Origin of the sequence: Dialister micraerophilus DSM 19965 (genome assembly GCF_000194985.1) — a bacterium.
Classification (GTDB): domain Bacteria; phylum Bacillota; class Negativicutes; order Veillonellales; family Dialisteraceae; genus Dialister; species Dialister micraerophilus.
This window is the reverse complement of record NZ_GL878519.1, coordinates 1,164,750-1,189,851: the sequence shown is the minus strand read 5'-3', so window position 1 is coordinate 1,189,851 and position 25,102 is coordinate 1,164,750. Positions and strand designations below refer to the sequence as shown.

The 25,102-nt window shown below is 34.1% G+C and carries 23 protein-coding genes, 4 tRNA genes and 1 riboswitch; of the genes, 6 read left to right on the top strand and 21 right to left on the bottom strand.

Features of this window, described 5'->3' with window-relative positions; translation table 11 throughout:
* Position 1: 1 nt before the first annotated feature.
* The 11 genes from folP to HMPREF9083_RS05630 form a co-directional block, all read right to left on the bottom strand.
* Positions 2-844, bottom strand: a complete 843-nt coding sequence (folP, locus tag HMPREF9083_RS05680) for a dihydropteroate synthase (protein WP_007556439.1) — start codon at positions 842-844, stop codon at positions 2-4.
* 131 nt (positions 845-975) lie between these two features.
* Positions 976-1,581, bottom strand: coding sequence for a hypothetical protein (locus HMPREF9083_RS05675; protein WP_007556438.1), 606 nt, complete (start codon positions 1,579-1,581; stop codon positions 976-978).
* A 25-nt stretch (positions 1,582-1,606) separates the two neighbouring features.
* Positions 1,607-2,068, bottom strand: a complete 462-nt coding sequence (gene ribH / locus HMPREF9083_RS05670) for a 6,7-dimethyl-8-ribityllumazine synthase (protein WP_007556437.1) — start codon at positions 2,066-2,068, stop codon at positions 1,607-1,609.
* 20 nt (positions 2,069-2,088) lie between these two features.
* Entirely contained in the window at positions 2,089-3,291 is a 1,203-nt protein-coding gene (locus tag HMPREF9083_RS05665) for a bifunctional 3,4-dihydroxy-2-butanone-4-phosphate synthase/GTP cyclohydrolase II (RefSeq protein WP_007556436.1), read from the bottom strand.
* Positions 3,281-3,928, bottom strand: a complete 648-nt coding sequence (gene ribE / locus HMPREF9083_RS05660) for a riboflavin synthase (protein ID WP_007556435.1) — start codon at positions 3,926-3,928, stop codon at positions 3,281-3,283. The genes HMPREF9083_RS05665 and ribE overlap by 11 nt, the downstream gene beginning before the upstream one ends.
* Before the next feature lie 21 nt (positions 3,929-3,949).
* Entirely contained in the window at positions 3,950-5,086 is a 1,137-nt protein-coding gene (gene ribD / locus HMPREF9083_RS05655) for a bifunctional diaminohydroxyphosphoribosylaminopyrimidine deaminase/5-amino-6-(5-phosphoribosylamino)uracil reductase RibD (RefSeq protein WP_007556434.1), read from the bottom strand.
* A 38-nt stretch (positions 5,087-5,124) separates the two neighbouring features.
* Positions 5,125-5,246: riboswitch (FMN riboswitch) on the bottom strand.
* Positions 5,247-5,269: 23 nt separating this feature from the next.
* Positions 5,270-5,944, bottom strand: coding sequence for a dTMP kinase (gene tmk / locus HMPREF9083_RS05650; protein WP_007556433.1), 675 nt, complete (start codon positions 5,942-5,944; stop codon positions 5,270-5,272).
* Between the two features lie 75 nt (positions 5,945-6,019).
* Positions 6,020-6,592, bottom strand: coding sequence for an aminoacyl-tRNA hydrolase (gene pth, locus HMPREF9083_RS05645; RefSeq protein WP_035062877.1), 573 nt, complete (start codon positions 6,590-6,592; stop codon positions 6,020-6,022).
* A 1-nt stretch (position 6,593) separates the two neighbouring features.
* Positions 6,594-7,547 carry a ribose-phosphate diphosphokinase gene (locus HMPREF9083_RS05640; protein WP_007554140.1) on the bottom strand — a complete coding sequence of 318 codons (954 nt, stop codon included), beginning with the start codon at positions 7,545-7,547 and terminating at the stop codon, positions 6,594-6,596.
* A gap of 155 nt (positions 7,548-7,702) precedes the next feature.
* Complete coding sequence (gene glmU / locus HMPREF9083_RS05635; RefSeq protein WP_035062875.1) at positions 7,703-9,085, bottom strand: bifunctional UDP-N-acetylglucosamine diphosphorylase/glucosamine-1-phosphate N-acetyltransferase GlmU; 1,383 nt, start codon at positions 9,083-9,085, stop codon at positions 7,703-7,705.
* A gap of 118 nt (positions 9,086-9,203) precedes the next feature.
* Positions 9,204-10,472 (bottom strand): peptidoglycan-binding protein, encoded by a 1,269-nt coding sequence (locus tag HMPREF9083_RS05630; protein ID WP_007556429.1) that lies wholly within the window; start codon positions 10,470-10,472, stop codon positions 9,204-9,206.
* A gap of 473 nt (positions 10,473-10,945) precedes the next feature.
* Here HMPREF9083_RS05630 and HMPREF9083_RS05625 point away from each other — a divergent pair, with 473 nt between their 5' ends.
* Positions 10,946-12,355 (top strand): alanine/glycine:cation symporter family protein, encoded by a 1,410-nt coding sequence (locus HMPREF9083_RS05625; RefSeq protein WP_007556428.1) that lies wholly within the window; start codon positions 10,946-10,948, stop codon positions 12,353-12,355.
* Positions 12,356-12,520: 165 nt separating this feature from the next.
* On the opposite strand, the gene HMPREF9083_RS05620 is transcribed toward HMPREF9083_RS05625, so the two are convergent.
* From HMPREF9083_RS05620 to HMPREF9083_RS05595, 6 genes are read right to left on the bottom strand one after another with little or no spacing between them, the layout of a single operon-like run.
* On the bottom strand, positions 12,521-13,426 hold the full coding sequence (locus tag HMPREF9083_RS05620; protein ID WP_007556427.1) for a dihydroorotate dehydrogenase: 906 nt from the start codon (positions 13,424-13,426) through the stop codon (positions 12,521-12,523).
* Positions 13,423-14,187, bottom strand: a complete 765-nt coding sequence (locus tag HMPREF9083_RS05615; RefSeq protein ID WP_007554256.1) for a dihydroorotate dehydrogenase electron transfer subunit — start codon at positions 14,185-14,187, stop codon at positions 13,423-13,425. The genes HMPREF9083_RS05620 and HMPREF9083_RS05615 overlap by 4 nt, the downstream gene beginning before the upstream one ends.
* 1 nt (position 14,188) lies before the next feature.
* Positions 14,189-17,395 (bottom strand): carbamoyl-phosphate synthase large subunit, encoded by a 3,207-nt coding sequence (gene carB, locus HMPREF9083_RS05610; protein ID WP_007556426.1) that lies wholly within the window; start codon positions 17,393-17,395, stop codon positions 14,189-14,191.
* The gene (locus HMPREF9083_RS05605; RefSeq protein ID WP_007554134.1) at positions 17,388-18,455 is read right to left on the bottom strand and encodes a carbamoyl phosphate synthase small subunit; all 1,068 of its coding nucleotides are present in this window, start codon (positions 18,453-18,455) and stop codon (positions 17,388-17,390) included. The genes carB and HMPREF9083_RS05605 overlap by 8 nt, the downstream gene beginning before the upstream one ends.
* Complete coding sequence (locus HMPREF9083_RS05600) at positions 18,452-19,741, bottom strand: dihydroorotase (protein ID WP_035062869.1); 1,290 nt, start codon at positions 19,739-19,741, stop codon at positions 18,452-18,454. The genes HMPREF9083_RS05605 and HMPREF9083_RS05600 overlap by 4 nt, the downstream gene beginning before the upstream one ends.
* Entirely contained in the window at positions 19,725-20,690 is a 966-nt protein-coding gene (locus HMPREF9083_RS05595) for an aspartate carbamoyltransferase catalytic subunit (protein ID WP_007556424.1), read from the bottom strand. The genes HMPREF9083_RS05600 and HMPREF9083_RS05595 overlap by 17 nt, the downstream gene beginning before the upstream one ends.
* A 222-nt stretch (positions 20,691-20,912) precedes the next feature.
* On the opposite strand from HMPREF9083_RS05595, the gene ybaK reads away from it, so the two are divergent.
* From ybaK to HMPREF9083_RS05570, 5 genes are all read left to right on the top strand, one after another.
* On the top strand, positions 20,913-21,395 hold the full coding sequence (gene ybaK / locus HMPREF9083_RS05590; RefSeq protein WP_007554121.1) for a Cys-tRNA(Pro) deacylase: 483 nt from the start codon (positions 20,913-20,915) through the stop codon (positions 21,393-21,395).
* A gap of 62 nt (positions 21,396-21,457) precedes the next feature.
* Positions 21,458-21,534: transfer RNA gene (locus tag HMPREF9083_RS05585), tRNA-Asp, on the top strand.
* Positions 21,535-21,537: 3 nt separating this feature from the next.
* Positions 21,538-21,612: transfer RNA gene (locus HMPREF9083_RS05580), tRNA-Gly, on the top strand.
* A 4-nt stretch (positions 21,613-21,616) separates the two neighbouring features.
* A tRNA-Cys gene (locus HMPREF9083_RS05575) sits at positions 21,617-21,690 on the top strand.
* A 9-nt stretch (positions 21,691-21,699) separates the two neighbouring features.
* Positions 21,700-21,788: transfer RNA gene (locus HMPREF9083_RS05570), tRNA-Leu, on the top strand.
* Between the two features lie 81 nt (positions 21,789-21,869).
* Here the strand turns inward: HMPREF9083_RS05570 and HMPREF9083_RS05565 are convergent.
* The 4 genes from HMPREF9083_RS05565 to HMPREF9083_RS05550 form a co-directional block, all read right to left on the bottom strand.
* Entirely contained in the window at positions 21,870-23,762 is a 1,893-nt protein-coding gene (locus HMPREF9083_RS05565; protein ID WP_007556423.1) for a type I glutamate--ammonia ligase, read from the bottom strand.
* A 128-nt stretch (positions 23,763-23,890) separates the two neighbouring features.
* Complete coding sequence (locus tag HMPREF9083_RS05560) at positions 23,891-24,343, bottom strand: GatB/YqeY domain-containing protein (RefSeq protein WP_035062736.1); 453 nt, start codon at positions 24,341-24,343, stop codon at positions 23,891-23,893.
* Positions 24,344-24,424: 81 nt separating this feature from the next.
* Positions 24,425-24,601: a 30S ribosomal protein S21 gene (rpsU, locus tag HMPREF9083_RS05555; RefSeq protein ID WP_007554217.1), complete on the bottom strand. Its 177-nt coding sequence runs from the start codon at positions 24,599-24,601 to the stop codon at positions 24,425-24,427.
* A 137-nt stretch (positions 24,602-24,738) separates the two neighbouring features.
* The gene (locus HMPREF9083_RS05550) at positions 24,739-25,101 is read right to left on the bottom strand and encodes a histidine triad nucleotide-binding protein (protein ID WP_007556421.1); all 363 of its coding nucleotides are present in this window, start codon (positions 25,099-25,101) and stop codon (positions 24,739-24,741) included.
* Position 25,102: the final 1 nt, after the last annotated feature.

Here is a 25,102-nt window from a genome sequence, read left to right as displayed (position 1 = left end):
TTTACACCTTCGTCGACAAAGCATTCCACATTTTTATCAATCTTGCATTTAAAGCTACATTATGCACCCTCATTATAGTACATTTTTTCGTTATTCCCCAAATACTTACAGCACCTGTTCCTTCATCTCTTTCATTTACAGGTAAATCGAGCACGGTTCCTATAAATCGTTTGCGACTAACACCTAAAAGCCATGGATATTTATATTCACATGTGAGTTCATCAAGTCTTTTTAAAATTTCTAAATTTTCTTCTGAATTCTTATTGAAACCTATACCTGGATCCAAAATAATTTGTTCTTCATCAATTTTATGTTTAGCTGCAATTTCTAATGATTTATCAAAAAATGATTTTAAACAATCAATAATATCCCCATTGTAAATATCATCTTTTTGATTATGCATTATAATCACGGGTACATTTTTATCTGCAACGACATCTGCCATTTCTCCATTATCATATTGCAATCCCCATATATCATTTACTATATGAGCACCGGCTTCAATTACATATTTAGCAGTTTGCCAATGATACGTATCTACCGAAATCGGGACTGTCAGCTCTGTTATCAAAGAAGGAAGAATTTTTTTCAATCTTTCTATTTCTTCTTCATAGGTTAAAACTGTATGTCCGGGTCTTGTCGATTCCGCACCTACATCTATTATATCTGCTCCTTGTAAAACCATTTCTTTCCCATGTTTCACAGCAGCTTCAATTGAATTCCATTTCCCGCCGTCAGAAAAAGAATCGGGAGTTATATTTAAAATACCCATAATGGAAGGTTCATCACCCAACTCTAATGTTTTGCCGTCATCCCATGAAAATAAACGTTTTTTGAAATTCATAGTTACCTCTCAATTTATTATAAATATTTTAACTTAGATAAAATTGTTATCGATTATAAATAGATAAAGAATTAAAACCATCCTGCCGGAAACAATATTTTAAAACCATCCTCCCGAAAGGATGGTTTTAATTACAATAAAGTTCTTAAAATTATTGCGGATTCAATACATTCATCCAAAATATTTTTTAATTTTTCAATTATTTCTTTCCATCGTATTACATACAAAGTTCTATCTTCCATAGTATATAAACTTTTCAACAAATCTGAATAGCATGCATCTCCACGTTTTTTATATTCGAAAATTTTTCTTATTCTCGCTTCCGCTTTCATGTACGAATCATCGATATTTTCAGTATATTGCAAAATTTTTACCAATTCTCCAAAAGAACATCTTATCAAATTTAGTACTACTTCCAAATTTCTCGGACATTCTTCTTGAGGAAATGTCTGAATTTGCAAAAATATTTCATCAATCAACACTGATGCAGTATATATTTTGTCTACCAATCTATAAACTAAGAATCCTTCATCGGATATTTTACAAATTTTAATAGCCCTTCGATTTATTTTAGGCATTAAAATATTTATATTTTGCTTAGTCTCACTTATAGGAGCAAATGCATCAAAAACATTTAAATTACCTTCAAAGACTTTTTGTAGCAAATTTATTTCATTTTCACAACTTGCTGTAATTTCACAAAGTTGTTCATAAAATTTTTCTTTTTTATTTCCCATAAGTATTCTCCGAATGACAAATCAATCATAAATTTTTAAATAAATTTATCATTTCAAGTGCATCTACAGCACACTCAAATCCCTTATTTCCGGATTTCATTCCGGCTCTGTTTATAGCTTGTTCAACAGTATCAGTGGTCAAAATTCCATAAAGTACAGGCATTCCTGTGTTTAATGATACGGAGGCTATACCTTTAGTAACTTCTGTTGCTACATGTTCATAATGATCCGTTTCTCCTCTGACTACGGCACCTAAACAAATTATTGCATCATATTTATTGCTTTCAGCCATTTTTTTTGCTGTAACAGGAATTTCAAATGCTCCGGGCACCCATACGAGATCGACACTTTCCATATCTACTCCGTGACGATCCAAAGCATCTGCTGCACCGTCTATCAACTTAGATACTACTACTTCATTAAATCTTGATGCTATAATACCTATTTTTACATCACTTTCATTAAGCATACCTATTTTAATATTCATTTCAATACTCCTTTATTAAATTAAATTTTTAACATATGACCCATTTTTTCTTGTTTTGTTTTCAAATAAAATTCGTCTTCATGTGTAGGTTTCATTTCTATCGGAACACGTTCAACTATTTCAATACCATACCCGCTTACATCATGAATTTTATGTGGATTATTTGTCAACAGTTTAATTCGTGTTGCATTCAAATCCTTTAAAATTTGCGCTCCTACCATATATTCTCTTAAATCTGCAGCAAATCCCAATTTTAAATTTGCTTCTACAGTGTCATATCCCTGATCTTGCAGATTATATGCTTTTATTTTATTTATAAGACCTATTCCTCTTCCTTCTTGTCTTAAATAAACCATAATTCCGCATTTTGTTTTTGCAATTTGTTTCATCGCAGCTGCAAATTGTTCTCCACAATCACATCGTAATGAACCGAAGCAATCTCCTGTCAAACACTCCGAATGAATTCGACACAATACTTCTTTTTCTTTTGAAACATCTCCCATAACAAGTGCTACATGGTGCTCATTGTTCAATTTATTAATATACCCATATATTCTGAATTCTCCATATTTTGTAGGCATTTCAGCTTCTGTAACACGTTCAATTATTTTTTCATGCTTTTTCCGATATTCTATTAAATCCTGAATATTCCCTATTTTTAAATTTTTTTCTTTTGCTAATTCAAATAATTCTTTTTCACTTGACATCATACCTTTATCACTCATTATTTCGCAACATAGTCCGGCAGGTTTAAGTCCTGCAAGTTTTGCCAAATCAACGGTTGCTTCAGTATGTCCGGCTCTTTCTAATACACCCCATTCCCTTGCTTTTAAAGGAAATAAATGTCCCGGCTTTCTAAATTTTAAAGGGTCTACATCATCTTTTATCGCTTCAAGTGTTGTCAATGATCTTGCATATGCAGATACACCTGTTCCGGAATCAACATGATCTATAGATTCAAGAAATGCCGTTTGATGATTATCGGTATTCTTTGCAACCATCGGCCTTAATCTAAGTTTATCTACAATTTTTTCATCCATAGGCATGCAAATTACGCCTCTTGCTTCGATAGCCATTCGTGCAACATTTTCAGGTGTTGCAAATTCGGCTGCACAAATATAATCACCTTCATTTTCACGCGAACTTGCATCTTTCATAATTACAATTTTTCCGTTTTTTATATCTTCTATAATATCTTCAATAGGATCATATTTATATCCCATAACGTTTCCCCCTTACAAGTTCGAGATCTTTCATCGTCAATTTTTCATTGCTTTTGTTTATCAGTTGTTCTACAAATTTACCCAGATAATCGCATTCAAGATTTACCATATCACCAACTTTTTTGTTTAATAAAGTTGTTTTAATCCCCGTATGAGGAATAATTGTTACAATAAATGTTTTTCCGCTTTTTTCTGAAATCGTAAGACTTATACCGTCTACAGCTATTGAGCCTTTTTCAATTATATATTTAAACCACTTTTCTTCCGTTTCAATTTTTATATGTACTGCATTTTCATCTTTACGTTCGGATATAATTTTACCGCAGCAATCTACATGTCCCAATACAATATGTCCGCCCAAACGTCCTTTAAATGATAATGCTCTTTCCAAATTCACTTCCGTTCCGATTTGTAATAATGAAAACGCAGTCCTTCTCATTGTTTCCGAAGTTACATCTGCAGAAAACGAATTTTCTCCGAATTCGGTTACCGTTAAGCACGCTCCGTTTACTGCAATACTGTCTCCAACACTTACATCTTGAATTACTTTTTTACATTTTACAATCAACTTGAAGGAATGAGTATTTTTTATGATATTTTCCACTTTTCCTATTTCTTCTATAATTCCTGTAAACATTTTGCATCCTTTAATTAATTTTTACCAATTTGTATATGCTTCAAAAATTGTATCTTCATTTAAATTATTTATACTTATATTTTTAAGTTTTATTGCATCTGAAATTTTACTTACTCCGGATCCTCCTATAATTGATGGAGATGTTTTTCCGCCTATTATAATCGGAGCTATGTATATTCGCAATTTATCTACAATCTTTTGATTAAATGCTTCCGCTGCAGTCTCGGCTCCACCTTCCAGCAATATACTGTTTATGCCTTTTCGTGCAAGTATTTCCAATGATTTATTTAAATCTACTTTGCCGTCATTCCCTAAGTTTGAATATATAAGTTCAATTCCCTTATTTTTAAATTTTTCCACATTTTTCTTATCTGCATATGAAGTTGTTAGTACAACAGTTTTTCCACCATCTTGAAAAACTTTGGAATCTATCGGTGAAGATAATTTACCGTCAACTATAATACGTATCGGATTGCGTTGATTTTTCATCAATTCTTTTTCACCGTTTTTTTTATTAATTATATAAAATCTTGACGTCAAAGAAGGATTATCTTTTTTTATAGTACCTGCGCCGACCATAATAGCCTTATATTTATTTCGTAAGTAATGCACATCATTTCTTGATGTTTCTGATGATATCCATTTAGAATCGCCTGTATAGCAAGAAATTTTTCCGTCAATCGACATTGCAGCTTTATATAAAACGAAAGGTTTATGTTCGGTTATGTATTTAATAAAAATTTCATTAAGCTTTACCGCTTCATTTTCCAACACACCTACAATTACTTGAATACCGTTTTCTTTTAATATTTTTATACTTTTACCTGAAACCAACGGATTCGGATCTTTCATTGCTATTACTACTCGCTTAACTTTTTTTTGAAGAACAAGATTCAAACATGGAGGTGTTTTTCCGTAATGACAACAAGGTTCAAGTGTGACATATAAAGTTGCATGTTCCGTATTTTCTTTGCAATTTTTAAAAGCATTTACTTCAGCATGCACGTCTCCATACTTTTTGTGCCAACCTTCTCCTACAACTTTTCCGTTTTTTACCAGAACCGCACCTACCAAGGGATTTGTTTCCGTATACCAATATCCGTGCTTTGCCAAATCCAATGCATGTGACATCCATTTTTCATCTTCATTTATAAACAAAAAAACCTCCCTTCTTCAGGGAGGCATAACACACAAAAAACATTCTTCTTTCATCCAGACTGTCATGTTTTACTGTCGGCTTCGGAATTTCACCGAATCTACCTTTCGGTTCGTGGGCTTTACCACCGGTCGGGAATTTCACCCTGCCCTGAAGAATCATATTTAATTATATAAGTTTTTAAATTACATTGCAAGAATTTTTCCGTTTACCGTTTTATAAATTTCTTCTGCAATTTCCTCAACTTTCTTTAACTCTTTTTTATTTGTACATGAAATTTTTTCCCAATTGTATCTTTTACAAAGCCATTGATATGAATCATAACACTTATGTAAATAGTCTAAATGCTTTTCATGTATATCCATATTCCCACCGCTTAAAGCTCTCTCTTTTACAAGTTTTTCCGATATTTCAAGAGGCACATCAAGCAAAATAACCATATCCGGAGTCGGTAATCCCAATATTTTATATTCCGTTTCTTCCAACCACTTTAGGAATTTTTCACGTTCATCTTCATTATCATATTTTGTCATTTGATGAACCATATTACTTGTAGTATATCTATCTGCAATTACAATTCCGCCCTGTTCATAAAATTTTTTCCATTTCATTTTATAAGAGGCAAATCTGTCTACAGCATAAAACATTGAAGCGGCATACGGATTTACATCTTCGGGTGCTGTTCCGAAATTTCCGTTTAAATACATTTTCACCAAAGATGATGATTGACTTTCGTAATCAGGAAATGTTACTTGAATAACACTTTTATTGTTTTTTTTCAAAGCTTCGGCGAGCAATTCAGATTGTGTCGCTTTACCGCTTCCGTCTATCCCTTCCAGTACGATAAGTTTACCGCCCATATTTCCTCCAAAATTCCCGTAATAAAAGGTTGCATCGCTTTTGCAATAAACAACCTTTCATTTACATTACACTTATTATTTATTTTTTTTATCATTGAAATAATTCATTGCTTTATCAATATTTTCTTTTAAAGCAAATTCTATAGATTCAGCTACTTTTTCTTCAGCTTCTTCTATTTTCTTTATATCTTCTCCATATGGCCTTCCGAGAACATGTTCAATTACGGTATGTCCGTTTTTAGGATGTCCTATTCCTACCCTAAATCTGCAAAAATTTTCAGATTGTAAATGTGCCATTATTGATTTCAATCCGTTGTGTCCGCCTGCAGACCCTTTTTTGCGAATTCTGACTTTCCCTACAGGTAAATCCAAATCATCACAAATAACCCATATATCTTCAGGTTCAATTTTATAGTATTTTGCAATATCTCCTATCGATTCCCCACTGTTATTCATATATGTTTGAGGTTTTGCAAAAATAATTTTCTCACCGTTATTCATTACAGTTACAATTTCAGAATTCATGAAATTCTTCCACAAACTTAATTTATTTCTATGTGAAAAAAGTTCCAATACATCGAACCCTATATTATGACGAGTTTTTTCATACTCTTTTCCCGGATTTCCTAAACCTACAATCAATTTCATTTTATTTATCAAACATCTGACTCACGGATGCATCGTGGAAAATACGTAAAATAGCTTCTCCTAAAATAGGTGCTATAGAAAGAACGGTCATCTTATCAATCATTTTGTATTTTTCTATCGGCAATGAATTTGTTACAACAAGTTCTTTAATTGCAGATGCTTTTATACGTTCTATTGCCGGATCTGTAAGTACCGGATGACAAACAGCTGCATACACACCTCTTGCACCATATTCCATAAGTGCATTTGCACCTTCACACAGAGAACCTGCAGTATCTACAATGTCATCTACTACAAAGCAGTTTCTGTCTTTTACTTCACCTATAATATTCATTACTTTCGCCACACCGGGTTCAGGTCTTCTTTTTTCTATAATTGCAATCGGAGCTCCTACACGATCCGCCAATTCTCTTGCACGTGTAACTCCACCCAAATCAGGAGACACAATTGTAAGATTTTCAAGTTTTTTTGATTTTACATAATCTGCAAGAAGTGAAGATGACAACATATGATCTACCGGCATATTGAAAAATCCTTGGATTTGTCCTGCATGCAAATCCATTGTAACCACACGTGTAACACCGGCTACTGTCAATAAATCTGCAACCAATTTGGAGCTGATTGGTTCTCTTCCTCTTGTTTTTCTATCTTGTCTTGCATATCCATAATATGGAACAACCACGGTAATATGACGAGCGGATGCACGTTTTAAAGCGTCTACCATTATTAATATTTCCATCAAATTATCATTAACAGGTGCACCGGTAGGTTGGATAATAAAACAATCTTTACCTCTTACACTTTCATTAATCATAATTTGAATTTCGCCGTTATTAAATCTTCCGCATATAGCTTTACCTAACGGTACTCCGATATAATCTGAAATTTCTTTTGCAAGTGCCGGGTGTGAATTACCGGTAAAAATCTTCAGTTTTGACGTATCTTCCATTTCCATTGTTGGGTCGCTCCTTTTCCCTAGATATTAGAATATATTTCGGATTTGTATAAAACAGTATACTTTGTTGTATCGCTTTTATTATATAACAAAATCGACCGTTTTTATAACATTTTTTATTACAAAATTACAGATTTTTGATTTTTTTTATTTTTTTACTTCAAATCATCTTTATAAGTTCCTTTTTTCACCCAATTTTTAATATTTTTTTGACGTTGACGTGCAATAGCAAGTGAATTTTCAGGAACATCCTCGGTAATAGTAGAACCCGCTGCCGTAAATGCACGTTTACCTACACGAACAGGTGCAACTAAATTCGTATTACAGCCTATAAATGCATGATCTTCAACAACAGTTCTATGTTTTTCTTTTCCGTCAAAATTAACTGTCACGGTTCCACAGCCGAAATTTACATTTTCACCCAAATCCGCATCTCCGCAGTAAATCAAATGCGGTAACTTGGTTCCGCTTTTTATCGTGGAATTTTTTACTTCTACAAAATTACCCAGTTTTACATTATTTTCTATTTCAGTTCCGGGTCTTATATGTACAAACGGTCCTATATTATTATCATTTCCTATTTCCGAATCTATTGCGTACACTCTATTTAAATTGCAATTATTTCCGCATTTAACATTTTTCAATTGAGTTTCAGGTCCTATTATACATTTTTCTCCGATTTCCGTACTTCCTTGCAATATTGTTCCCGGATAAATTATTGTATCTCTTCCTACCTTTACGTCTTGCTCTACATATGTGTTTTCTGCATCAATAACAGTCACACCTTGAGTCATCAACTCATCCAATTTTCTTAATCTCAAAATTTTTTCCGCTTGTGATAATTGCTGACGTGTATTTACACCTAAAGTTTCTTCTTGATCTGTTATTACAGGTATTACTTTTTTGCCTTCAGATATCATTATTTCAAATACATCTGTCAAATAATATTCGTTTTGTGCATTTTCATTACTTACTTTAGACAATGCTTCCAAAAAAGTTTCTACGTGAAAAATATATGTTCCGGTATTTATTTCTTTAATTTTCAACTCTTCGGGTGTTCCGTCTTTTTGTTCTACAATAGATTTCATATTTCCATTTTTATCACGAATAATTCTTCCGTATCCGAAAGGATTATCTACAATAGCCGTTAGAACTGTCGCTGCGGCATTGTTTTCTACGCAAGTGTTCAATATTTTTTTTACTGTTTCCACCTTTAATAACGGCGTATCTCCGCACACTACCAAAATATATCCGTCTTTATCATCTTTGAACTCCGGAACAGCTTGCATAACTGCATGTGCTGTACCGAGTTGCTTTTCTTGATGTACAAAAGTAACAATATTTCCTACTGTTTCACGTACATATTTTTCTTTAAAACCTGTTATAACAACACATTTTTTAAATCCGGATTCAGTTGCCACTCTAATAACTTGTTTAACCATAGGCACACCGCAAACACTATGTAGTACTTTCGGATAGTCGGATTTCATTCTTGTGCCCTGCCCTGCTGCCAAAATTACGGCTGTCATTTCTTTCATAACCATCCTGCTTTCTATATACTTATTTTTCAACATAAATTAATTCTCAGTTACAACAGAAAATTATACATTAATTACAACTTAAACTCAATATAAAACGGCAATAACTGCCGTTTCATTAAATTACGTATACTAAAACATCTTCTTTATATCCCCATTGATATGCTTGATTTAAAGTATCTACTCCTACATCTATTATGTTTCCTTTTATGCTTCCGCCTATATCATCGCAAACCGCATATCCGTATCCTTCTATAAAAACTGTACTTCCTAAAGGTATTACTGAAGGATCTACAGCTGCATGACCTTTGCCCGCATATGCTCCCATACTGGTTTTTCCGTTACCGTCACCGTCTAACGGTGTGTATGCGGTAGATTGCATATGAATTTTCTTTTTATATTCTCCTTTAAAGTATGGTGCTTTTTTTAATTTTTTTATTACAACACTGTCTGCTATTCCAGTTACTTCCAAATTATTATCTTTTTGAAATAACTTTACTGCGGTTTCTGTATCATTACCGAAAAAACCGTCGGCAATTCCCGGATTATATCCATGTAAAATCAATTTATTTTGTAATTCACCTACATCGGTACCGCTGTCACCTATCATTATATATTTTTTATGTAAACTTTTATCATATACATTTTTTGTATTTAAAAGTTCTCTCATCGTTTCTTCGTCAATACTGCCCGATATTGCCAATCCGCTTTTTTCTTGAAGCTTTTTGACCGCGGTTTCTGTATCATTACCGTATATACCGTCGATGTCTCCGTCCAAATAACCATATTCTTGTAATTTCGTTTGAATATTTTCTATATCTTTACCTACATCACCTGATGTATATAAATAAATATTATTATTTTTTCTCGCCAAATCTATTTTTTCTTTTCGCTTTTCCAAAGCACTAAGTGTCATTTCATCAATAGCACCTGATACCGGAATATCATTATTTTTTTGAAACAGCTCTACAGCGTTGAAAGTTTCTGTGCCGTATATTCCGTCAACATCTCCATTCAAACATCCCGACTCATATAAAACTTTTTGCCATTTTTCCACTTCGATTCCAAGATTACCTTTTGCGTATACTATGCCTCCACCATTTCTGTATCCTTTATTTTCAGCTTTTTTTATAGCCTTCAACGTTTTTTCATCAGCCTCTCCGGTAATGGTAAGTCCTTTATCTTTTTGAAATAACGATACGGCCTTCTCAGTTGTTGAACCATATTCGGAATCAACTGTTCGCGCTAAATAACCTGCAGCAACCAATGAATTTTGAAGTGCAGTTATTTCTTGCCCTTTCATTCCTATCTTTAATGTTTTTGCAGATATATTGACTGATACACTTAAACACATAATCAAGAGAATAATTCTTGCAAAAAAACGCATGCTTACACCTCCAAATGATTACATTATAACATTTTTACATAAATGCTTAAAATTTCTATTTTATAATTTACCCCTTTAATAAACATTTACCTATTAATACTTTATATTTTAGTAAATTATTCCATTTTTTATTTTTCAAAACATTAATTGCAAATTTTATTTAATATTCTCATATACAATAATCAAATTTGTCTGTTTTAAACTTTATAAAAATTAAAAGTTTATTTCCATGTGCATAAATTACTGAAAAATTATTGAAAACGTGATACTATTATATTTATAAGCTTTATATGATTATAAATAACATATTTAAATTAAATTTATATTATGTATTTTACTTAATATAACGTAAAGCCGAATTCTTATTCAAAAACATTCAATATATAAAAATAATTTTAACAACAATATGTTTCATTTATTTCAAAATATAGAGCATAATGTGAGTTTAAGGTAAATATAAAGAGGAGAAGTGTATGGAAATTCTAAACAGCTTTATTACTATGATTAACGATTTCCTTTGGTCTTCGGTAATCATAATTCTGCTTGTCGGTGCAGGTTTTTATTTTACTTTCAAAACAAAAGCCGTACAACTTAGACATTTTAAACGGATGTTCAATCTTATTATAGATTCTGCCGGAAATAAAACTTCCGGAAAAAAAGTTTCTTCGTTCCAAGCTTTTTGTATAAGTACTGCATCACGTGTAGGTGTAGGTAATATAGCAGGTATTGCAATAGCCATTACAACCGGTGGTCCGGGTTCAATCTTTTGGATGTGGTTTATTGCAGTAATAGGTTCCGCTACAGGATTTGTAGAAAGTACATTGGCTCAAATTTATAAAATTCCGGCCGAAGATGAAGATTCCAGTTTCAGAGGCGGCCCCGCCTACTATTTAAAGAACGGATTAGGTTATAAATTATGGGCCGCAATTTTTGCAATACTGATTTCAGTTACATATGGTATGATTTATAATTCTGTTCAGTCAAATACAATTTCATTGGCATTAAACAATGCTTTAGGTGCTGATCGTATGATAGTCGGTATAGTTATTACCGTTTTATCAATGATTGTTATTTGTGGCGGTATGCATCGTATTGCAAAAGTTACTGAATGGATAGTACCTATCATGGCGGGAATTTATATTATTATCGCTCTTGGTATTATGATATATAACATTAAAGCGTTACCTGACGCTTTTGCATTGATTTTCAGAAGTGCATTTGACTACAAGGCTGCATTCGGTGGAGGTATGGGTGCTGCTGTTTTAACCGGATTCAAGCGCGGACTTTTCTCAAATGAAGCCGGTGAAGGTTCCGTTCCAAATGCAGCAGCTTCAGCTGAAACTAAACATCCGGTTACTCAGGGTTTAGTTCAAGCTTTCGGTGTGTATGTAGATACTTTATTCATTTGTTCTGCATCAGCTTTCATCGTATTACTGTCCGGAGATTATGCATCTGCAGGAATAACCGGAATTGAATTGATTCAATGGGATTTCACACAATATTTCGGACCTAACGCTTCAGTAGCAATTTCAATTCTTATTTTATTATTTGCTTTCAGCTCCATCATAGGAAATTACTACTATGGTGAAATAAATATTATGCATTTGACAAATAAAAAATGGCCTCTCTATTTATTCAGAGTTTTAATTGCAGTAATGATTTTATTCGGTGCAGAAGCGGAATTACCGTTAGTTTGGAATTTAGCCGACTTATTTATGGCTTTCATGGTGCTGACAAACGTAACCGCACTTTTAATTTTATTCCCTCAAGTTAAAGCCGCTTTGACTGATTATGAAGAACAATTACGAAAGGGAATCAAATCTCCTATATTCAATAAAAAATGTTTACCTAAACAAAAAGGTATCTTCTGGTGGAATGATTAATACTAAATAAAATCAATTTAAAAAATTCCCTCTAAAGTATTTATGCAAAATCACTTTAGAGGGAATTTTTATAATTTGTAAACTTAAGTACAAAAACCGTGAATGTCTATATCTGAAATTCAAATAAACATTCACGGCTAAATAATTTTTTATAAATTTTTTAAATTAGAAATTCAAGGTGTTAACCAATTCATTTATATTTTTTATTCCCTGCGAATCTCCCCATGCGTTCAATTCATCGGTAATACGCATAATTGCATCGGGATTAATCAAATTTGCTGTTCCCACTTGCACTATATCAGATCCCGCTATAAAAAATTCTGCAGCATCTTTTCCTGTCATAATACCGCCCATTCCGCATATAGGAATATTTACAGCATTTCTTACTTGCCATACCATCCTAAGTGCAACCGGTTTTATCGCAGGACCGGATAACCCTCCTGTAATATTTCCTAAAACAGGTCTGCGAGTTCTTAAATCTATAGATATACCTAATAAGGTATTTATTAATGAAATTGCATCCGCTCCGGCATTTTCTACAGCTTTTGCTATAGCCGCTATATCCGTTACATTAGGTGATAATTTCATTATTACCGGTAAATGCGTATTTCTTTTTACTTCCTTTGTTATTTCTGCGGCACTTAAGGGATTTGTTCCAAATGCCACTCCACCTTCTTTAATATTCGGACAGGAAATGTTTACTTCAAGTGCGGATACACCTTCAACTGTCAATGCTCTTGCAACTTTCCCGTATTCTTCTTTCGTTTTTCCGAATATATTTGCTATAACCGGAACATCATACTTTTTTAAATCCGGAAGTATTTTATTTATAAAATATTCAGCTCCCGGATTTTCCAAACCTATACAATTCAGAATTCCTGAAGGTGTTTCAGCTATTCTTACACCTTTATTCCCTTCAGAAGGCATTAAGGATAACCCCTTAACAGATATTGCGCCCAATTTATTTAAGTCCAAATAATCTTTATATTCAATACCATATCCGAAAGTACCGGATGCTGCAACTATCGGAGATTTCATTGAAATACCGCAAAATTTTACATTCAAATTCATAAAATAACCTCCGATGATTTAAACACCGGTCCGTCGGAACAAACTTTTGCATGACCTCCGTTTACTTTATTGCATACACATGCCAAACATGTACCTGTACCGCAACCCATACGTCTTTCCAAAGATACTTCACACTCTACATTTGAATTGTCAGCTATTTCTACAGCTTTTTTCATCATCGGCAGCGGTCCGCAAACGTACATTTTTTTTGTATTTCCGTCTTTTAAAATTTCCGGAAGAACAGCAACTGAGTAACCTTTTATACCGTATGATCCGTCATCTGTAGTTACTACTACTTTTTTTACTTTTTCAGGAAATAAATCTTTCCAGAAAACTTCTTCTTCGTTTCTTCCTCCTATTACTACCGTCAATAAATTCTCTTTTGATTGTCGAGAAAGAAACAGTATGGGTGCTATACCTACTCCACCGCCTACGGCTATACTGTTTTCTACAGGTAACTCGAAAGGTTTCCCCAACGGTCCAAGTATATCTAAAAAATCACCTGTTTTCATTTTAGACATGTTTTCAGTTCCCGGCCCTACTACTCTGTAAATTATCTCTACAATTCCGCTTTCAGGATATGCTCCCGATATAGAAATGGGTCTACGAAGTATTCTTGACGAATCATTAATTTTTACATGTATAAATTGTCCGGCACGGGCCTTTTGTGCAGTCAAAGGTAATTTAATTTGCATACGATAAATTTCCGGACCTATTTTATCATTAGTGTAAATTGAGCCGCTTTCAGACAATGAATACATATCAACGCTCCTTCATATATTCTTGCAATGATTTTACTTTGTAAATATGTTCTTTTTCATTTTCAGCCATTACTCTCAGAACTTCTTTCGCAGTATCAAGCGATGTTAAGCACGGTATTGCCAATTCTACCGCTATACGTCTTAAATCATATCCTTCTTGTTCAATTCTGCTTCCGTAAGATATTGTATTTATTACCATATCAACTTTTCCGGATTTCAGATATTTTTCACAATTTTCACCTTTTTCGTGTATTTTCTTTATTATTTCGACATCTATGCCTGCTTTTTGGAAATATTTACCTGTACCTGCGGTACAAATTATGTGATAACCCAATTTTATTAATGTTTTCGCTAAATTTACGGTTTCTTCTTTATCTCTGTCACTTACTGTTATAAGCACATTACTTCCGGGTTCTACAATTATATTTGATGCAACGATGGCTTTATACATTGCCTCTTCATATGTGGACCCTATTCCCATAACTTCTCCTGTAGATTTCATTTCCGGTCCCAATTTTATTTCTATAAGTCCGAGTTTTGAGAATGAAAATACAGGAGCTTTTATTGCTACATAATTTTTATCCGGAACCAATCCTTTCGGAAGTCCCAAACTTTCAACAGTTTCTCCCAATGCAATTCTTGTTGCACATTCAACCATATTTATTCCCGTAACTTTACTCATAAACGGAACTGTTCTGCTTGCTCTAGGATTTACTTCTATTACATACACTTTATCTTTAACTACGATAAATTGAATGTTAACCAATCCTTTTACGTTCATGGCACATGCAATTTGTTTTGTATAGGTAACAAGTTTATCAATAATTTTTTGATTCAAGTGTTGTGGAGGATATACTGCAAAGGAATCTCCTGAATGTACTCCGGATCTTTCAATTTGTTCCATTATTCCCGGTATACATACATCTATACTGTCAGATATTGCATCTATTTCAACTTCTCTTCCTATCATATATTGATCAATTAATACGGGATGTTCATGAGATGCAACTACCGCTTCTTTTAAATATTGTCGTAATTCGGCATAATTATAAACAATTTGCATTGCTCGTCCGCCCAATACATAGCTCGGTCTTACAATTAAAGGATATTCCAAATCTTTTGTTTTTTCTATAGCTTCTTCGATACTTTCAACTAAACATCCTTTCGGTCGAAGAATATTCAATTGCCCCATCAATGTGTCAAATCTTTCACGATCTTCCGCCATATCTATACTTTCATTTGATGAACCTATAATGCGGATACCTCTTTTTGCCATCGGTGTAGCTAAATTAATTGCCGTTTGACCTCCGAATTGACATATAACGCCTTCGGGGTTTTCTTTATCTATTATTTCCATAACATCTTCTTCAGTAAGAGGTTCAAAATAAAGAGAGTCAGATGTATTGAAGTCTGTAGATACAGTCTCAGGGTTGTTATTTATTACAATTGATTTCTTTCCTGCTTTCTTCAATGCCCACGCAGCATGAACTGAGCAATAGTCAAATTCTATACCTTGTCCTATTCTTATTGGACCGGATCCGAATACAACTACCGAGTCTTTTCCTTGCGCTTCAACTTCATCTTCACTTCTATATGAAGAGTAATAGTATGGAGTATGTGCTTCAAATTCTGCCGCACAGGTATCTACCATTCTGAAGGATGAACGGATGTTATTTTTTCTTCTAAATTTTTCTACTTCTTTTTTACTTACTTCGCAGAAATGCGCTATTACTTTATCAGGCATTTGAATTCGTTTTGCTTCCGTCAAAGAATTTTGTGTCATGCCTTCTTTTATCAAAAGTCTTTCTACTTTAATTATATTTTGTAATTTATGAATGAAGAACAAATCAATTTTGGTTATTCTATTGATTTCTTCAGGTTCAATACCTCTACGTAATGCTTCGGCTACAACAAAAATACGTTCATCATCAACTCTGTGCAGCAAACATTTTATGTCATATAAAGATTGATTATCGAGTTTGTTTAAATGCAAATAACCTTCCCCGGTTTCCAATGCACGTACTGCTTTTAGCATTGCTCCTTCAAAAGTTCTGTCCATAGCCATTACTTCACCGGTTGCTTTCATTTGTGTTCCTATGGAGCGATCTGCAAGTGTAAATTTTTCAAAGGGCCACCTTGGGAATTTTACAACAACATAATCCAATGAAGGTTCGAAACATGCTTTAGTATTTCCTGTTATACAATTGCTTATTTCGTCAAGTGTTTCTCCCAATGCAATTTTTGCTGCAACTTTCGCTATAGGATATCCCGTTGCTTTGGATGCAAGTGCCGATGATCTGCTTACTCTCGGATTTACTTCTATTACATAGTATTTATTTGTTTTACTGTCTAACGCATATTGAACGTTGCATCCGCCTTCTATTTCCAAATATCTGATTATATCCAATGAAGCTTTTCTCATCATCTGATATTGTGTATCTGTCAATGTAAGCGTAGGTGCAACAACTATGGAATCTCCTGTGTGTACTCCAACCGGATCTATATTTTCCATTGCACATACAATTATGCAATTGTCGGATTTATCTCTCATGACTTCAAATTCTATTTCTTTCCATCCTGCAACACTTCGTTCTACAAGAATTTGATTTATCGGAGATAATTTTATTCCGCGGTTTGCAATTTCTTCCATTTCATATCTGTCCCTTGCAATTCCGCCGCCTGTTCCACCTAATGTATACGCCGGACGTATAATTACCGGATATCCCAATTTTTCGGCAAAGTCTACTGCAGGTTGCAATTCTTCAAATATTTCACTTTCCGGTACAGGCTGATTGATTTTTTGCATAGCCTCTTTAAAAAGTTCTCTATCTTCCGCATGCTTGATAGCGTGTAAAGAGGATCCTAAAAGTTTTACATTGTATTTTTCCAAAACACCTGCAGAAGCTAATTGCACCGCCATATTTAATCCTACTTGTCCGCCCAATGTTGCAAGTAACGCATCAGGACGTTCTTTTTTTATAATTTCTGTAATAAAGGGTAGTGTAATCGGTTCAATGTAAACTCTATCTGCTAAATCTACATCCGTCATAATCGTTGAAGGATTACTGTTAACCAAAACTACTTCTACGCCTTCTTCTCTCAATGATTGGCAGGCTTGTGATCCTGCATAATCAAATTCTGCAGCTTGCCCTATTACAATAGGACCGGATCCTATGACCAATACTTTTTTTATATTTTTATCAATCATTCTTTTCAGCCTCCATCATTTTTATAAATTCTTCAAATAAATAAAAATTGTCTACGGGTCCAGGGCCTGCTTCAGGATGATATTGAATTGCCTGTATAGGTAATGTTTTGTGTCTGAACCCTTCTACGGTATTATCATTTACATTTATGTGTGTGATTTCAATGCAGTCCGGAATATTTTCCGATGAAACGGCATATCCGTGATTTTGTGAAGTTATATAAACTTTACCTTTTCTTAAATCTTTTACCGGATGATTTGAACCTCTATGCCCAAAAGGTAATTTATAGGTTTGTGCACCTAGTGCAAGTGCTAAAACTTGAATACCCAAACATATTCCGAAAATAGGCTTTTTACCTATTAATTGTTTAACTGTATCAATCACATAATAAGCATCCTTAGGATCTCCCGGTCCGGGACTTAAAAAGATTCCGTCCGGATTTGTACTTAATATTTCTTTTGCTTCTGTTTTTGCAGGGTAAACTGTAACTTCGCAATCTAAGGCATTAAGTCTTTTTAAAATATTTTTCTTCAGTCCGCAATCCAATAACGCAACTTTATACTTACCTTTTCCACAAACATACTTTTCAGAAGTTGTTACACGTTCCACGTTATTTTTATGTAAATCTTTTGAAAGCATTTCTTTTATAATTTCTTTTGAAGTATCCGCTTTAACAATTACGGCTTTCATAGCTCCGCCGCTTCTTATAGCTTTTGTTACTGCTCGTGTGTCTACATTATAAATACAAGGTATATTATTGGTCTTGATAAAATTTTCCAATGTATTCTCACATTCCCAATTACTTGGTTGTTTTGTCAATTGATCTATTACTATACCTGAAACAATAGGTTTTTCATATTGATTAAAATGCTCTGCCACACCGTAATTTCCTATTAAAGGGTATGTAAGTGTAATAATTTGACCTTCATATGACGGATCTGTAAAACATTCTTGATATCCTGTCATTCCGGTATTAAATACCAATTCACCCATTACAGATTCTTCAGTCAGAAGTTCTCCCTCAAAACACTTTCCGTTTTCAAGCACAAGTAAACCTTTCATACAGATACCTTTCCTTTTTCCATAACAACTTTACCGTCAACAATTGTCAATATTGCTTTACCTTGTAGTTCAATACCTTCATATGGAGTAAATACTGCTTTTGTGTACAAATCCTTTCCCGTAACTGTCCACTTGTAATCAGGATCTATTACAGTGATGTCTGCATCAGCTCCTTCTTCAAGTATTCCACCTTCTATTTCCAATAGTTTTGCCGGATTAACCGACATTATTTCAACTACTTTATCAATTGTAATTTCCCCTGTGTGATACAAAGTTGTAAGTACTGAAGCTAAAGACGTTTCAAGTCCTGCAATACCGTTCGGTGCGCATTTAAAAGGCACGTCCTTTTCTTCAGAAGTATGAGGGGCATGATCTGTTATGATTGCATCAACAATTCCTTCTTTAATTGCTTCAATCAATGCTTTTCTGTCATCATCCGTCCTTATAGGAGGTGCCATCTTAAATGATGATTCAAAATTCTTTAAATATTCATCTGTAAAATATAAATGTTGAGGTGTGACTTCACATGTTACCGGAAGTCCTTCAGCTTTTGCTTTTCTTATAATTTCTACAGATTTTGCAGAACTTAGATGTGCTATATGTACATGACATCCTGTCATCTCCGAAAGCAACACATCTCGTGCAACTGCAATATTTTCTGCAACTGAAGGTCTACCGGTTATTCCTAATTCGCATGAAACTTTACCTTCATTCATATACCCGTGTTCAGTCATTGTTTTATCTTCAGCATGATCTATAATCATTTTTCCGAACATATTTACATATTCCATTGCACGTCTCATAAAATCGGAATTCTCAATATAACTTCCGTCATCCGAAAATGCTACTGCCCCGGCCTCTACCATATCACCTATTTCAGAAAGTTGTTTACCTTCGAGATTTTTTGATACTGCACCTATTACATGTACTTTTACACAAGCACTTTCTTGTATCCTGTAAAGCAAATCTTTTACAAGAGCGGCATTATCAATTACCGGAGATGTATTCGCCATTGTCGCTACTTGCGTAAATCCCCCGGCAGCGGCAGATTGAGTACCGGTATAAATATCTTCCTTTGCTTCTTGTCCCGGTTCTCTTAAATGAACATGCATATCTATAAGTCCCGGAGTAACAAAACAACCTTTAACATCATATATTTTTGCATCTTCATCAATTAAATTCTTCCCGATGCTTTTTATACGATTATTTTCTACCAATACATCTAACTTTTCATGTTGACCTTTTGCCGGATTTACTAAAGTTCCGTTTTTAATCAGTAATTTCAAGATCATTCCCCTCCGTCATAGTTAAATACAACAAAGCCATTCTCACGGCAACTCCGTTTCTTACTTCTTCCTGAATCCAGGATTTTTCATTATACGCAACATCATAACTTATTTCTATTCCTCTATTCATAGGACCCGGATGAAGAACTTTACAATTTTTCTTTGCCAATTTCAAACGTTCACTATTTAAACCGAACAACCTTGAATATTCTCTTAATGTAGGAAAAAATCCTCTTGCAGCACGCTCCAATTGTATACGAAGAACGTTTACGGCATCTGCACCTTCAAGTGCTTCTTCCATACTGCTTGCAACTACAGCTCCCATACTTTCAAATTCTTTGGGTACCAAAGTTGCAGGTCCATACAGATATACTTTTGCACCCATTTTTATGAATCCTTTTATATCACTTCTTGCAACCCTTGAATGCAATATATCTCCCAATACGGCCAATTTCATCCCTTTAAAGCTGACACCGGACTCTTTCAAAGTCAGCATTTCCAACAATGTTTGCGAAGGATGTTCATGTGCACCGTCTCCTGCATTAATAACTATAGGCATTTTAATATGATGATTAATTATTTCGGACGCAAAAAAAGCGGAACCCTCGGACGAATCTCGAATAACAACAGCATCAGCTTCCATCGCCGCCATTGTCAATAACGTATCTTTTACGCTTTCACCTTTCGTCATCGAGCTACCGCTCTTGGAAATATTAATAACATCGGCACCTAAATACTTGCCGGCAAGTTCAAATGAACTTCGTGTTCTTGTTGAATTTTCAAAAAACAAATTAACAACAGATTTCCCTCGTAAATATGAAGTCTTCTTATAATCGGAAATAAGAATTTTTTTCATTTTCGAAGCAATGTCCAAAATTTTATCAATCTCAATTGCAGATAATGAATCCATTCCCAAGACTGATTTCCCATACAATGAATTATTTATCATTTCCGCCTCCCAGAATACTTACTTTTTGTTATCTTTGCTATTGTATTGCATTACAAAAACTTTTTCAAGTTTTAAAAGGTTAAAAATGAATAAAAATTTTTTAATTGAAATGATAAATTTTCCGACATATATAAAATAAATGTTTCAAATAAAAAATATATAAACATTTATCATCATTGACAAAAAGATATTTGCTTTATACCCTAATATACGGAGGTTGTTATGAAGAAACAAAAAAAGACAAATGTTATGAGAATACTTGATAAAGCCGGTATTCCATATAAAACAAAATCTTATGATTTCGATTTGGATGATTTATCCGGAGTTCATGCAGCAGAAGAATTAGGTTTCAATCCCGATATGGTTTTTAAAACTATTGTTACAAAAGGAAATAAAACCGGTCCCGTTGTCTTTTGTTTACCGTCAAATAAAACATTGGATATGAAAATTGCAGCATCGGTAAGTGGAAACAAAAGTATAGAGATGATACATCTAAAAGATTTACGTACTTTAACAGGTTATGAAAGAGGAGGATGCTCTCCAATCGGAATGAAAAAAGATTTTCCCACTTATTTTGATGAATCGGTTTCCAAACATAATGAAATAAGTGTAAGTGCCGGTCATCGTGGACAACAGATACTTATTTGCCCAAACAGTTTAATAAAATTCATAAATGCAAAAATTTATAAAATCACTTTAGATTAAATATTTTTCGCATACTTTCCTTGACAAAAGCAACTGTGATAGATATACTAATAAAGTAATACGGCCCGGTGGTGTAGCGGTCTAACATGTCGCCCTGTCACGGCGAAGATCGTCAGTTCAAATCTGATCCGGGTCGCCATTAGCGGAAGTAGCTCAGTGGTAGAGCACCACCTTGCCAAGGTGGGGGTCGCGGGTTCGAGTCCCGTTTTCCGCTCCATTGAGGCGGCATAGCCAAGCGGTAAGGCAGAGGTCTGCAAAACCTTTATCCTCAGTTCGATTCTGAGTGCCGCCTCCATTTATTTATGCCGGGGTGGCGGAATTGGCAGACGCAAGGGACTTAAAATCCCTCGAATCGAAAGATTCGTACCGGTTCGACTCCGGTCCTCGGCACCAAAAAAAGCGATTTATATCGCTTTTTTTATTTATAAAAATAGCTTGAAGAGAAAACTCTTCAAGCTATTTTTTAATCCGATTTTAGTCCAATATATTCAATTTGTAAACATAATACAAATCATTCAAAACTTCAGTCTTTTTCATCATTTCAATTTGAAGTTCAGATGCTGTATCATAATCACCTGTTTCCAATGCATCTTTCAATCTGCTGCAAATACATTTACTATTCACTGTATCTTTAGCCAACTCTCTTCTTAATACATTAATTTCTTCCCATCGTTTCTCATCTAAAAGATCTTCACATTTTAATTTTTTGTAACCTCTTACAATACTTTCCGTATATGGGATAATTCTATCAATCAATTCATTTTTCCATCTGAATAAAATTGTCTGTATAAATGAATCTATAATCGGTTTTGTAAATGAATTTCCACTAAGAAGCGCTTTTACTTTTTCAGCATTTTCTTTCATTATTTTTACATTTTCCCAGACCGTTGCCGGAGGTTTTCCAAATATCGCATCCCTTTCTTCTTGTGTAAAGTCATCGAATATATTTTTTTCACATCTGTATTCTCTACCTTTTTTCAAATATTCATATTCTTCAGATGCTTTTTTAGACAATTCTGCCAACAATTCCTGACCGGTTTTACCTGACTCTACAGCATATTCAATTCCTTCAAGAGCCGCCAAGTACAACGCAGCAACTGCAATATATGCATTTGTAAACGGATTTGGAGCTCTGAGTTCAAATCTTGTTGCTTTAGGATTTCCTATATCTCTTATCAAACCTATTAAAATTGTTCTGTTTCTAGATGGAAATTTCGGTGTCAATCCTAATGATGTAACTATACAAATCGGAGCTTCAAATCCCGGCTTCAATCTGTTAAATGCATCCGTTGTAGATGTAACGAAAGGATTTATAACTTCATAGTTTTTTAAAATTCCCATTACGAATCCATAGCCTAAAGGACTTAAATACTCTTTTTCGGTGTCTTCCGGAACCATTAAGTTTATTGATTTTCCGTTCTTAAGTTTTGCAATAATTCCCAAATGTGTATGTTTTCCACTCCCTGCAACACCTTGAATAGGTTTTGCTTTAAATGATACGTCCAAACCGTTTTTTCTGAAAATTTCACGTACCATAATTCTTACTTCGAGTTCATTGTCACAAGCTTGCAAAGGATTTGTAGTAAATCTCCAATCCAATTCAAGCTGCTCACATACATCTACAATATGACCTTCATCATCTACTTTTGGTTTTATTCCGCCAACTTCTTTATGTCCCATTTCAACTTTAAGTCCACGTGCTTCCAGTTCGGAAATGGTTTCTTCCATAGCTGTACGAACATTACCGCGCATTTTCTGCCAATACTGCTCTTGCAATCTCTGTGATGTAGACAAATGTTGAACAGTTTCATTTTCACTTGGAGTTCTTACCCAAAATTCAAGTTCCGTACCGGTTGTAAATGCAATATCTTGTATTTGATCAACAGGAACATGACTCATTCCTTTAAGCTTATTTGAATTCAACAATTCTTTTATTCTTCCTGCTACATAATCACAAGAACGTTTTAAGATAGAACGTGAATCAATTAACTCGTTATTATGAATCAAAAAAGCCGGAATTCTTAATGTTCCTACAGGTAAATCGTTTTTATCCAAATGCTCATAATTATAATCAACATACCAATTTACGCTGCTGTCGGCAATCATATCCACTCTCGCATCATTTAAAGTTGCAATATTTCCGAATACTACCGATGAACCGTCAGTCTGCACAGCTTTACCTGCAAAGAAATCTTCATAATTTTTTCTGAATAATTCAATCGGTATTCTCTCGTCAGTATCATTTCCACCCAAATCTATCCCGATTAAAGATACAAATTTTATCTCAGGATGCTGAGCCAATAAAGATAATACCCCTTCTTTACCGTACTGCCCTGCCGGAATATAGTATAATAAATCCTTTTTCATAAAAAACCCTCCCAAGCGGTATAATCTTCAAAAGACAAAATGACCCATTCATAAAGAATGAGTCATCATTGACACCAAAATATTAACTTATGGAATAAGAATACAATACATGTCACATTTTGTCAAGCTTACTCAGCAAGTATTTCACGAACGACAGTACTTATAAGCTTACCGTCCGCTTTACCTCTCAACTTAGCCATAACGGATTTCATAACCAAACCCATCTTTCTGTCTTCAGGGTTCATTGCATTTACGATTTCCACTACAACCTTCTTGACAGCTTCTGCTGAAAGCTCTGCAGGCAAATATTTTTGTAATATATCAATTTCAGCCTGTGTCGCCTCAACCAGGTCTTCTCTACCGGAATCTTTTATTTCCGCAAGCGTTTCTTTACGCTGCTTAACTTCCTTACGTAGAATTGTAAGAACCTGATCATCATCGAAGTCTGCGTGTCCGTTGTCAATTTCAGCTTGTCTTATATGTGCTCTTGCCATTCTAATTACATTTAATGCAAGCTTACCGTTTTCTTTAGCTTTCATGGCAGCCTTCATATCTGCCATAAGCTGCTGTTTTAATGACACAACTATCACCTTGACCTTAACGTTACGAACGACTTAAAATAAAAACCTTATTAAATCGAACAAAACCGATAAAATAACAAACTATTTAAATTTGCGTTTTCTTGCGGCCTCAGATTTAAGCTTACGTCTTACGCTTGGCTTTTCATAATGTTCACGTTTTCTTACTTCAGAAAGAACCCCGGCTTTTTGGCAGGAACGTTTAAATCTGCGAAGAGCACTATCAAGAGATTCGCCCTTTTGGACTTTTACTTCAGACATCTATATCCCTCCCTCCAAATAAGACTGATGGGGTGCTAATGCACACTATTAAATTATAAAATATTCATGAATTGATGTCAATCTAAAAGTACTAAAAAGTATTGAACTTCAGATTTCAATTCAAAATATGGTAATTTTTAATGCTTGACGGTTTCCGGAAACGGCGGCCATCCCATATCTTTTCCTCCGATAATATGTGCATGAAAATGAAATACTGTTTGTCCCGCTTTTTCCCCTGTATTCATAACTAAACGAAATCCGTTTTTACCTAAATTTGCATTTTCAGCTATTTCTTTTATCTTCAAAAAGAAATCCGAAAAAATTTCATTGCTTTTTGTATTTATATCTAAAATGTTTTTTACGTGTGTTTTAGGTATAACTAAAATATGTACCGGAGCACATGGCTGTATATCTTTGAACGCAAACCACTTTTCATCTTCATAAACTTTCGTGCTCGGGATTTCTCCTGCTGCAATTTTACAAAATAAACAATTATCCATT